At 36.8% G+C, this 11,707-nt stretch carries 10 protein-coding genes; 5 read left to right on the top strand and 5 right to left on the bottom strand.

Going from position 1 to position 11,707, the window contains the following annotated elements; genetic code table 11:
• The 3 genes from ACF3OC_RS12135 to ACF3OC_RS12125 form a co-directional block, all read right to left on the bottom strand.
• Positions 1-876, bottom strand: coding sequence for an ABC transporter ATP-binding protein (locus tag ACF3OC_RS12135; protein WP_094258768.1), 876 nt, complete (start codon positions 874-876; stop codon positions 1-3).
• Between the two features lie 85 nt (positions 877-961).
• Complete coding sequence (locus ACF3OC_RS12130) at positions 962-1,168, bottom strand: helix-turn-helix transcriptional regulator (protein ID WP_094258767.1); 207 nt, start codon at positions 1,166-1,168, stop codon at positions 962-964.
• A 2-nt stretch (positions 1,169-1,170) separates the two neighbouring features.
• Positions 1,171-1,686 carry a hypothetical protein gene (locus ACF3OC_RS12125; protein WP_094258766.1) on the bottom strand — a complete coding sequence of 172 codons (516 nt, stop codon included), beginning with the start codon at positions 1,684-1,686 and terminating at the stop codon, positions 1,171-1,173.
• Between the two features lie 157 nt (positions 1,687-1,843).
• On the opposite strand from ACF3OC_RS12125, the gene msrA reads away from it, so the two are divergent.
• On the top strand, positions 1,844-2,479 hold the full coding sequence (gene msrA / locus ACF3OC_RS12120; protein WP_169715254.1) for a peptide-methionine (S)-S-oxide reductase MsrA: 636 nt from the start codon (positions 1,844-1,846) through the stop codon (positions 2,477-2,479).
• 335 nt (positions 2,480-2,814) lie between these two features.
• On the opposite strand, the gene ACF3OC_RS12115 is transcribed toward msrA, so the two are convergent.
• Positions 2,815-3,108, bottom strand: coding sequence for a GIY-YIG nuclease family protein (locus tag ACF3OC_RS12115; protein WP_094258765.1), 294 nt, complete (start codon positions 3,106-3,108; stop codon positions 2,815-2,817).
• A 1,533-nt stretch (positions 3,109-4,641) separates the two neighbouring features.
• Here ACF3OC_RS12115 and ACF3OC_RS12110 point away from each other — a divergent pair.
• The 3 genes from ACF3OC_RS12110 to ACF3OC_RS12100 are packed head-to-tail and all read left to right on the top strand — an operon-like array spanning position 4,642 to position 8,172.
• Positions 4,642-5,379: a sterol desaturase family protein gene (locus tag ACF3OC_RS12110; RefSeq protein ID WP_094258917.1), complete on the top strand. Its 738-nt coding sequence runs from the start codon at positions 4,642-4,644 to the stop codon at positions 5,377-5,379.
• Positions 5,380-7,266 carry a beta-ketoacyl-ACP synthase III gene (locus ACF3OC_RS12105; protein ID WP_094258916.1) on the top strand — a complete coding sequence of 629 codons (1,887 nt, stop codon included), beginning with the start codon at positions 5,380-5,382 and terminating at the stop codon, positions 7,264-7,266. It abuts the gene before it with no gap.
• 9 nt (positions 7,267-7,275) lie between these two features.
• The gene (locus ACF3OC_RS12100; RefSeq protein WP_094258915.1) at positions 7,276-8,172 is read left to right on the top strand and encodes a DUF6999 family protein; all 897 of its coding nucleotides are present in this window, start codon (positions 7,276-7,278) and stop codon (positions 8,170-8,172) included.
• Positions 8,173-8,243: 71 nt separating this feature from the next.
• On the opposite strand, the gene ACF3OC_RS12095 is transcribed toward ACF3OC_RS12100, so the two are convergent.
• Positions 8,244-9,875, bottom strand: coding sequence for an ABC-F family ATP-binding cassette domain-containing protein (locus ACF3OC_RS12095; RefSeq protein ID WP_094258914.1), 1,632 nt, complete (start codon positions 9,873-9,875; stop codon positions 8,244-8,246).
• A gap of 144 nt (positions 9,876-10,019) precedes the next feature.
• Here ACF3OC_RS12095 and ACF3OC_RS12090 point away from each other — a divergent pair, with 144 nt between their 5' ends.
• Positions 10,020-11,657, top strand: coding sequence for a glycoside hydrolase family 32 protein (locus ACF3OC_RS12090; protein ID WP_094258913.1), 1,638 nt, complete (start codon positions 10,020-10,022; stop codon positions 11,655-11,657).
• Positions 11,658-11,707: the final 50 nt, after the last annotated feature.

Raw genomic sequence — 11,707 nt, 5'->3', positions numbered from 1 at the left:
TTAATTGAGATTAGTTTCAATACTGGAAAAATATACATGCTCCAAACTTGGTTGAATGCTTTCAAATCCTTTTGGCTGCTCATCATGCAGCACACTAATCATCAATTTCCCATTCACAAGTTTCTGACTGATCACTCGGTAATCCTCTTTATACCAGACTTCTTCATGAATGTCAATGCTCTTACCCCATAATTTTCCTTGAATTGGCTGAACTAAATCTTTTGGATTGCCCAAGGTCAGAATCTTGCCTTGATTCATAATCGCAACTTGCGGGCATAAATTCTGAATATCCTCAACGATGTGGCTTGAAAAAATAATAATCATATTCTTACTGAAATTATTCAAGAGAAGATTAAATCGATTTCTTTCCTCAGGATCCAAACCAGCTGTTGGTTCATCGACAATTATGATTTTAGGATCGCCCAATAACGCCTGGGCAATCCCAAACCTTTGCCGCATACCACCGGAAAATTTATGCACCTCCTTGTTTTGAAATGAGGATAAATTAACTCTTTCCAACAATTCTAGGATTTGTTGCTTTCTTTGAGATTGGTCAGTAATTCCCTTTAATATGGCGATATGATTTAATAAATCATAAGCAGAAGCTTTCTGATAAACTCCAAAGTCCTGAGGCAGGAAACCCAGATGCTTTTTGATATGTTCAGGCTCTTGAACGATATTTTCCCCATTAAACATGATAGTTCCTGAACTAGGTTTTTGTAAACCGACAATAGTTTTCATCAAAGATGATTTTCCTGCGCCATTTGGTCCTAATAGCCCAAACATTCCATTCTCGAGCTGCAATGAGACATTCTTAATTGCTTGTTGATTATTGGAGTAGCTGAGGTTAAGCTCATTAATAATTAATGTGTTCATAATTTAAATTTTTGGGCAATAAATAGCCTGTCAGCAATATTGCCGATTAAAAAAATCAATAAATAAAGGACCTTGATTGTGCTGCTTAGTCTTCCTTAAATTCCAGAATATCCCCGGGTTGACATTCAAGAATTTGACAAATAGCCTCTAAAGTATCGAAACGAACGCCCTTAGCTTTTCCCGTTTTTAGAATAGAAAGATTTACCGGAGAAATATTCAATTTCTCTGCTAACTCTTTGCTTTGCATTTTACGTTTGGCAAGCATGACATCAAGGTTGACGATGATAGGCATGTTTAAATAATTAAATCTTGTTCGTTTTGTAAATGTAGTCCTTGTTTGCAAATATTAGCCAAGAACAGGCTAAAGATACCCAAAATAAGATGGATGAAAACCAAAATCCATATCATTCCCTCCACTTCGACAAACATCAACCCAATAAGCACCATTGGAAGAGGGATATACGTATTCAACATAAAATAACGCTCAAAGATGCCTTGATTTTCTTTCGTAAAGATCCTGGACTTTAAGAATACAGAGGATACCTGCGCAGTTAACCCAAAAAATATCCCATAAAAGCCAATCGGTAGTAGAAATGAAAATATAAAGTATTTGATATTATTATCTAAATTAATAAATGGCTCATTAGTAAACGGGTATAAGATATGAATGTAATTTCCATCTCCATATGGAAGCGTCCAAAGACCAGTCAACAAACAAATAACAGAATAGATAAAGGTTAATGAATATCCAATTGCTAAAAAATAGCAGAGATATTTTAAAAATGTTGATATAATTTTTACCTGGTTCATAAAGGTTTGATATTAATATATAATGCAAACTTATAAATAATTAATGTAAAACATTAATTATTTTACAAAAAACATTTATTCGCTAATTCTGTTCTAATCCCAAAAAGATAGATTTAATTGTCAAATTCCTTAACTTTGTCACAGAAATTGGAAGCAAATGAATAAATTAACAATTATTGGATCAACCTTATTGGTCGTAGTATTTTTAATGACAATGGGATTTACAGACCGTAAGGAGGAAAAAAAATCAGAAATTAATAAGACAATGAGCACAACAGGAAAAGGAAAAGAAATATATTTCGCAGGAGGATGTTTTTGGGGAACCGAACATTTTTTCAAATTGGTAAGGGGAGTAGTAGGGACTGAAGTTGGGTATGCAAACGCAACTAAAAATAACCCTACTTATGAAGAAGTATGTACAGGAAATACAGGTGCTACAGAAACGGTAAAAGTAGTATATGATCCAGAAGTAATTGATTTAGGATTATTGATCGATCTATACATCCAAAGTATCGATCCTACCAGCTTAAATAAGCAAGGAAACGATAGAGGAACACAATACCGCACCGGAATCTACTACACGGATGACGCTGATGAGGCAATTATAAAAGATAAACTTCATCTATTATCCCTAAGTCTACAAAAGCCGGTAGTAGTAGAAAATGAACCATTAAAGAATTTCTTTGATGCTGAAACATACCACCAAGACTATTTAGATAAAAATCCAGGTGGATATTGCCACATAGGCCCAGATCTATTCGAAATCGCTAAAAAAGCAAACCCAGAAAAGTAAGAGAAATAAAAATAAAGATCAAAAAAGGGATGAATTATCAAATAATTCATCCCTTTTTTGTTGGGAAATAGCTAGTAAAAAACAACTGAGAGGGATTCTGAGCACCGCCGAAGAATCCATTTCCTTCAATAAATGTATCGGCTGTCATTCTGAGCATCGCCGAAGAATCCATTTTTAATACTATAAACAAGGTTGAAAAATTTATTTTTCAATTCATCATCTCAATCTTTGTTTGCGAATGCATTCCTTTATAAAATAGATCGTTCGCTTTGCTCACGATGACAATTGCCATTTTGTGGTAACAAACAGATTCTTCGACTACGCTCAGAATCCCTCTAAATCTCATTATTAAGAAAGTCCCAATTTGGATTTTTCTTATTAATCAAAGCATTCTTTTTCTTTCTAGTCCAACCTTTTAATTGAGTTTCTCGATTTATTGCATCATTAACATCGGAAAATAGTTCATAATAAATTAGATAAAAAACATAGTATTTCTTTGTAAATGAGTTAAAATATCCATCATCAAATTGATGTTCATGAAGCCTTCTTTTTAAACTATTTGTAACTCCTATATATAATACCTTCTTATTATAATTCGTAATGATATAAACGAAATAGATATGACCCATACTTCTTGTTTTTTATCAATTTCAACAAAGTATTTTAAATAAAAATTACCTAAAGATTATTTGTGAATTATTGTCATATTCTTAACATTTTAATAACCCCAGAGAGGGATTCTGAGCACCGCCGAAGAATCTATTTCCTCCAAAAAAAGTATCGGCTGTCATTCTGAGCATCGCCGAAGAATCCATTTTTATTACGCTATAAAAGACAGAAAAATTGCCCTTTCGCTTTTTACCCATGCTGATTGTATAGTATCACAAGATAACCCCAGAGAGGGATTCTGAGCACCGCCGAAGAATCTGTTACCTCCAAAAAAAGTATCGGCTGTCATTCTGAGCATCGCCGAAGAATCCATTTTTATTACGCTATACAAGACAGAAAAATTGCCCTTTCGCTTTTTACCCATGCTGATTGTATAGTATCACAAGATAACCCCAGAGAGGGATTCTGAGCACCGCCGAAGAATCTGTTACCTCCAAAAAAAGTATCGGCTGTCATTCTGAGCATCGCCGAAGAATCCATTTTTATTACGCTATACAAGACAGAAAAATTGCCCTTTCGCTTTTTACCCATGCTGATTGTATAGTATCACAAGATAACCCCAGAGAGGGATTCTGAGCACCGCCGAAGAATCTGTTACCTCCAAAAAAAGTATCGGCTGTCATTCTGAGCATCGCCGAAGAATCCATTTTTATTACGCTATACAAGACAGAAAAATTGCCCTTTCGCTTTTTACCCATGCTGATTGTAGAGTATTACAAGATAACCCCAGAGAGGGATTCTAAGCACCGCCGAAGAATCTGTTTCCTTCAATAAAAGTATCGGCTGTCATTCTGAGCATCGCGAAGAATCCATTTTTAATACACTATATAGACAGAAAAATTGCCCTTTCGCTTTTTACCCATGCTGATTGTATAGTATCACAAGATAACCCCAGAGAGGGATTCTGAGCACCGCCGAAGAATCTGTTTCCTTCAATAAAAGTATCGGCTGTCATTCTGAGCATCGCCGAAGAATCCATTTTTAATACACTATATAGACAGAAAAATTGCCCTTTCGCTTTTTACCCATGCTGATTGTATAGTATCACAAGATAACCCCAGAGAGGGATTCTGAGCACCGCCGAAGAATCTGTTTCCTCCAAAAAACATTCGGTTGTCATTCTGAGCATCGCCGAAGAATCCATTTTTATTACGCTATACAAGACAGAAAAATTGCCCATTCGCTTTTCCCACGCTGATTATGTAGCATCACAATGAAACCCCAGAGAGGGATTCTAAGCAGCGCCGAAAAATCTATTTCCTTCAATAAATGTATCGGCTGTCATTTCCAATTCTTTCCATCCTCCATACCGCTATTATTAATTTTTTTATTAATTTAATTGCAGAGAAGGATTAATATTCAATAATTTCAATTAATATTAATTCTCCTTGTTTCAAGGATTTATCTAAGTGAGATAAAACATAATAAACCTTTAATAAATTGAGTTAATATTACATAAATTGGTTGAATTCGATAAGGCTCAAGGAATATAAATGAACGAATTACTGGAAAAAACATTCAATTTCGTCTTATCGGAATGGTACTATACCAGTGCCTTCTTTTTTGTGTTTTTCAGCATCCTATATTTCGTGGGTACATTCATCACTGAAATCATTGTTGATTACAAAACCAAGAATAAAACCTTAAGGCAGATTGTCTTCGCCAAGAAACCCGGTCAACGAAGCAAGGAAATCAGAAACTCATTGGTTTCCATCCTCGTTTTTTCACTTCAGGCCATTCTCTTTCAGATATTATTTTCTCAAGGGATTTTTAAGGTGAGATTTGATAATCCTTGGAATTGCCTATGGGAAATCCCATTATTATTCTTTTGGAACGAACTCCACTTTTATATGGTCCATTGGTTGCTCCATCGGCGCTGGTTCTTCCTGAATGTGCACAAAGTACACCATTGGTCTAAAGAACCAACAGCCTATTCCATTTTTAGCTTCCACTGGATAGAAGCATTTTTATTAGGAACGGTAATCTTTTTCCCGCTCTTTATCCATGATTTTCAAGTATATTCAATATTAAGCCTTCCGATTATGAGTTTGGTCATCAATTTGCTAGGTCATTGTAACCATGAAATACCATCTGATAAACCCAACTCATCTTTCTCTAAATATACCTTTAGACATAGTATGCATCATAAATGGGGGCACGGAAATTTTGGATTTATGCTCAGTATCTTCGATAAAATATTTAAAACGCAAGTTTCAGAAAATAAGAATTAAATGAAATCAGAAAATAAAAAAGTTTATATAAATGCAATTGGTAAGCATCTTCCAAATTCGCCCATTTCAAATGATGAAATGGAAGACTATTTGGGATTGATAGGAGGGAAACCCTCCAGGACCAAGGATCGAATGCTGAAGCAAAACGGTATTAACACCCGCTATTATGCTTTGGATAAAGAACAAAACTCAACCGATTCTGTTGCCGGAATGGCCGATAAAGCTATCCAAAATTGCATTGAGAATGCCAAGATCAAGAAGGAGGATATTGAATTATTAACTGCGGGAACGACCCAAGGTGACTTGCCAATTCCGGGATTCGCGAGCATGGTACATGCTGAAGCTAAGCTTCCGGTTTGTAATATCGTCTCCCATCAAAGCGTGTGTTCATCGGGCATTATGGCCTTAAAAAGTGCTTTCCTCCATATCCTGACTTCTGAAAATGAAAACGCGATTGCCTGTGCAGCGGATATGCCGAGCCGAATGTTCAAAGCTTCTCGCTTTGAAAAACAACCTCACATTCAGGAAAAAGGGCTCCCAATGGATACCGATTTCTTGCGCTGGATGCTGTCAGATGGTGCCGGAGCAATGTACCTCGCAAATAAACCCAATAAAAATGGACTAAGCCTTGAAATTGAATGGATAGATGTCAAATCCTATGCTAATAGCTTTGAGGTCTGCATGTACACAGGGGCTAACAAAAAGAAAGATGGTACAATCGATAAAAATTGGTTGGATTATCCTAATTTCTCAGATGCCGATGCCGATGCTGCAATAAATTTAAAGCAAGATATCAAACTGGTAAACAATACTGTAAATCTTGGTGTTCAGCACCTCTTTCAATTGATTGAAGCAGGAAAGGTAGACCCTAAGAAAATTGATTGGTTGGTTTGCCATTATTCTTCAGAATATTTCAAACAGCCAATTGTAGATTTACTGAAAAAAGGCGGACTGACCATCGAGGAAGATAAATGGTTTACTAATCTTCACGATAAGGGAAATACTGGCGCTGCTTCCATTTATATTATGCTGGAGGAATTGCTCTACAGCAATAAATTAAAACCTAATCAGGAAATAATCTGTATGGTTCCGGAGAGTGGACGGTTTATTACCACCTTCATGAAGCTTAAGGTTGTTGGCAATGGTCAAAGCGATAAAACCCCTCTCATTTCTAAAAAGGATGAAATCTTAGCTCCTGAAATTCACATAGACCATAAACCTATCCAGGAAAAATTGGTGCGCGACTTGACTCAGATTTGGGTCGATTTCGAATTATCCTTGAGAAATACGCCTATCATCGAACGAATCTATAATGGAACGATCAGTCTGGAAGACTATAAATTACTTTTGTTAAATTTAAGACAACAAGTAATTGATGGCTCTCAATGGATTGCTCGTGCGGCATCCAATGTGAGTATGGATTATTTCGATATCCGTTCTTCATTTATATCGCATTCCAGGGATGAACACAAAGATTATCAGATTCTGGAAAAGAACTATATCAATTGTGGTGGAGATAGGGAAGACCTCTATCATGGCGAAAAGAATATTGGTTCAGAAGCATTAAGTGCCTTTATGTTCCATAAAGCAAGCCAGCCAAATCCTTTTGATTTATTGGGAGGCATGTTTATCATCGAAGGCTTAGGGAATCGTTTGGCAGGAAAATGGGGTCGAGCTATTCAACATCAGTTGGATTTAAAGGATGACCAGGTTTCCTTCTTTATTTACCATGAAACCTCCGATTCCAATGATAATCACTTCGAGCGTTTTGAAAAAGCATTGAACTCCGAGTTATTGACTGCAGATATGGCCAAAAGAGTAGCAAAAACGGCGAAAGTGGTGGCGAAATTATACCAATTGCAACTGGCTGAAATAGGAAATTATTAATACTGAAATATGTTACATACCAGCGAATATTTCGAACATAAGAAGAATAACCCAAGGGATCCCAGCCACTGGCATGCCTTGTTCCTTGATAATAGTGTGCCATTTAATAAGGATGCTAAGGCCGCTTTTCTATTTGATTCCAATCGGAAAAGTAAACAATTTCTGTTGCCATTCCTACGCGTATTTGGCCGATTGACCATTATCATTCTACAGATTTTTAAAGCCGTAGCACCTAATCTGATCAATGCTCCTAAAACACTGCATCGATTTCTCTATTGGGGAATGAAATATTGGGTGTCTCCCGAAGCTAATTTCTTGATTCTGCGTCACTTCTATTTAGGATCTGAAGTATTGCGCTTTATCAAGGATAATGTCAAAGGAGCAGAGGATATTCCAATGAATCCACTTAAGCCCTTATCTCTCAATGCAGTAAAAGATAATTTGTTCCTAGAGCATGACCTGAATCTTTATAACTTTATTATCAATTTAAATACTGCAATTCAGGATAAAGGATTGAAAATTGAACCCGTGGATAATCCAAATTTTTCCGCTGTTTCAGCCAACCCAATTCCATTTGAGGAATTCCCAAATCGTTGGACCAATATTATGGACTTATCCTCAGCTATTGAAGTATTCACCCCAGTCTATCAATTCTTCCTAACGGACAATGATTTCTGGCGTGCTTCCAATTCACTGCAATTGGATGAGGTTATTGGAGTATATGCCGCAACGATTATGCGATGCCCTGAAAAGCTAATTGCATTGAACAATAAGCATCCTATGATCCCTTTGCCAACTTATGGTGCTGGATTTAGATTGACCTTACATGGTCTTTCAACGGAAGTACTGCATCATCTTATAGCTCAACAAAAATTACATACGGAAGAAACTCCGGTTGTCGTTTAAAAGATTATTCTATATAAAAAAGAAAGGGTTAATATGTTGTATATTAACCCTTTCTTTTTAAGTGAATTATATTATTTTTCAATCTCTTTTAAACTGCTCATTTTCTTATACTCAAGGAATCCTTTGATATCCTCAAAGTGTTCACGAACGCGTTTATTTCCAAACTCAAATACCTTAGTTGCCAATCCATCTAGGAAGTCACGGTCGTGGGAAACTAGAATCAATGTACCATCGAAATCCTGTAAGGCATCTTTGATGATATCCTTGGTCTTCATGTCCAAATGGTTGGTCGGCTCATCCAGAATCAATACGTTTACTGGCTCCAATAACAATTTGATCATCGCTAACCTGGTCTTCTCTCCACCAGAAAGAACTTTTACCTTCTTGGTCGTATCATCTCCACTAAACATAAAAGCGCCCAATAAATCCTTGATCTTAACCCTTACATCACCAATCGCTATTTGATCAATGGTTTCAAATACCGTTAGCTCCTCGTCCAACAATGCAGCTTGGTTCTGTGCAAAATATCCAATCTTAGCATTGTGGCCAACTTTTAAAGTCCCCTCGACATCAATTTCACCCATAATGGCCTTGATCATCGTCGATTTACCTTCTCCGTTTTTACCTACAAATGCTACTTTTTGTCCTCGCTCAATGACCATATTCGCCTTTTGGAAGACCAAATGATCACCATATGATTTTGTCAAGTCTTCAACAATTACAGGATAGGTTCCTGATCTTGGAGAAGGTGGAAATTTCAAACGTAAAGCTGAATTATCAACTTCATCAATTTCAATGATTTCCAGTTTTTCCAACATTTTTACGCGTGACTGCACCTGTAATGTCTTAGAATAGGTACCCTTGAATCTATCGATAAATTCTTGGTTATCAGCTATAAAACGTTGTTGCTCCTCATAAGCCTTTAATTGATGTAGTCTACGCTCTTTGCGAAGCTCCAGGTAATGACTGTATTTAGCCTTATAATCGTAGATTTTACCCATGGTAACCTCAATGGTTCTATTGGTGATATTATCTACAAATGCTCTATCGTGTGAAATAACAATTACAGCCTTCGCTTGGTTGATCAAGAAATCTTCTAACCATTCGATACTCTCGATATCCATATGGTTGGTTGGCTCATCCAATAAAATCAAATCTGGTTTCTTCAAAAGGATTTTCGCCAATTCAATACGCATTCTCCAACCTCCTGAAAACTCAGAGGTTTGGCGGTTGAAATCAGAACGCTCAAAGCCCAAACCCTTTAAAACCTTCTCAACTTCAGCATCGTAATTGGTCTCTTCGATTGAGTAGAACTTCTCACTCAATTCTGAAACCCGTTCGATTAATTTCATGTAATCATCGGTCTCATAATCCGTACGAACATTCAATTGCTCATTCAACTCCTCCAATTCATCGCGCATCTTATAAACCTCCTCAAATGCTTTGGAAGTCTCCTCAAAGACCGTCATATTGTCTTTCGTCAATAAATGCTGAGGTAAATAGGCAATCACAGCATCTTTAGGCCCAGAAACATTACCTGTCGTCGGCTTCCCAACGCCAGCAATAATCTTTAATAAGGTCGATTTTCCAGCACCATTCTTACCCATTAAGGCGATTTTATCATTTTCATTGATGGAAAATGTTACATCGGAAAAAAGAGTCGTTCCCCCAAAGGAAACGGAAATGTTATTTACGTTAATCACGATTCGATCGATTTTATTTGAGCTGCAAAGATAGAGGAAATATTCGTTTCTTTTTTGGAACTTTTCAATCTTGTTTTATTATCAAAAAAAAGAAAAATTTATCATAAAATAATCCCTATCTTAATCTAACCTAAACGATTACCTATGAAATGTTCGGCTTTCTTTCTTTTGCTTTTGCTCCTTTCAAGCGTTGGTTCTGCAGCTGAAATCACGCTTAAAATCAATAAAAAATATCTCAATTTCCCTATCTCAAATCAACAGGATAGAAAGAAAATGACCTTTCTGCCAGATGCCAGTGAGCCATGGTCTGTCGTTGTCCGCCTAGCTCCCGACAAAGAAGATTATTGGGTGTTTTATGACGTATCCCATCTCATGGGGAAAAATCTAAAGATTAGCGCTGATGTGGATGAGAAAACCCTGAAGAAAATCTATCAGGCTGATGAAATCCACGGACAGGACAGTATTTACCAAGAAAAGAATCGTCCGCAATACCACTTCAGCACAAAAAGAGGCTGGATAAATGACCCTAATGGATTAGTATTCTACGATGGAGAATATCATCTGTTCTACCAACATAACCCAATGGAAACGGAATGGGAAAATATGCATTGGGGACATGCCGTAAGTGCTGATTTGATTCATTGGAAAGAATTGCCAACGGCCTTATATCCTGATAAATTAGGAACCATGTTTTCTGGTTCCGCCATTATTGATTATCAGAATCATGCTGGTTACAATAAGGGTAAACAACCCGCAATGATTGCTTTCTATACGGCAGCATCCGATGCCCGACAGGTGCAATGTATGGCCTATAGCTTGGATAAAGGTAGAACCTGGACGAAATACAACAAAAATCCAATCATAGACTCCAAGGAAAAATGGAATAGTCAGGATACCAGAGATCCAAAGGTATTCTGGTATGAGCCTTCTAAACATTGGGTTATGATATTAAATGAGCGCGACGGACATTCCATCTATACCGCTAATGATTTGAAAAATTGGACTTATCAAAGTCATGTATCAGGTTTTTGGGAATGCCCCGAATTGTTTGAATTGCCAATTGATGGAAATCCGAATAATAAAAAATGGGTTATGTATGGTGCCACTGGAACCTATATGCTTGGCTCTTTCGATGGGAAAGTATTTAGTCCTGAAGCAGGTAAGTATTTCTATAATTCTGGAAAACTCTATGCTGCTCAAACTTATAGCAATATCCCCGAAAATGACGGTCGCCGAATCCAAATAGGATGGGGGCGAATCCAACAGCCAAACATGCCCTTCAATGGTATGATGATGTTGCCAACTGAACTGAGTTTAAGAACTACGAAAGATGGTCCTCGGTTATTTAATAACCCAATAAAAGAAACAGAACAATTGTTTAGCAAGATCGATTCCTGGAAGAATTTGACTTCCTCCAAGGCAAACGAACTTTTACATCAATTTAGCGATTACGATAAGATTAGAATCCGTACAAAAATCAAATTATCACATGCTACCGAAGCAGGGTTCAACCTCTATGCACAACGGATGATTAGCTATGATATGAATGCTAATATCTTGAATACCATGTTTTACTCGCCTCAGGACCCAACCAGTATGGAACTTTCTGCCGATATCTACATTGATAGAACCTCCATTGAAGTCTTTTTTGACAACGGAATCTATACCAGTTATCTCGAAAGAAAACCTGACCCAAATAATCAGGAAGGGTTCCATTTCTGGGGAAACAATATCGAAATTCTGGAATTGGAAGTATTTGAAATTAAAGGGATTTGGAAATAATAATTGAAATTCTTAACCTAAGATACATGCCTAAAAAACTCAATTAATTA

The sequence above is a fragment of the Sphingobacterium cellulitidis genome, from assembly GCF_043187465.1.
Lineage (GTDB): Bacteria > Bacteroidota > Bacteroidia > Sphingobacteriales > Sphingobacteriaceae > Sphingobacterium > Sphingobacterium cellulitidis.
This window is presented reverse-complemented; position numbering and strand designations above follow the sequence as displayed.